The following is a 285-nucleotide window of genomic DNA, read 5'->3' on the forward strand; positions in this document are numbered from 1 at the left end:
CGCTGTCCACGGACAACCCCTCCCGCATGATCAACCAGAAGATCATCCCACCCGCTCAGCCAACGTGACAGCGCCGTGCCAGGGCCTGGCGGACGAGGAGTTCCCGCCTCGCGGGAACCGGGCTTTTCAGGATGCGCTGATCGACGGCCTGGAGATGGCGGACGACCCGCGCGCCCGCCAGTAGGGCTGCCGAGGGTTGAACTGGATGGCCATCTAGGGCCTGTTCGGGGTCGTGATCTCGGTTCCGATGCCCGCATCCGGCGAGGGCGGCCGAGCTGGTAGAAC

At 67.4% G+C, this 285-nt stretch carries 1 protein-coding gene; it reads left to right on the forward strand.

Going from position 1 to position 285, the window contains the following annotated elements; translation table 11 throughout:
- Window positions 1-184 (forward strand): hypothetical protein (locus tag JL475_RS41095; RefSeq protein ID WP_237409623.1); only part of this gene is annotated, 184 nt, incomplete at its 5' end.
- Between the last annotated feature and the right edge of the window lie 101 nt (window positions 185-285).

This window comes from Streptomyces sp. M2CJ-2 (assembly GCF_016757295.1).
In the GTDB taxonomy this organism is placed as follows: Bacteria; Actinomycetota; Actinomycetes; order Streptomycetales; family Streptomycetaceae; genus Streptomyces.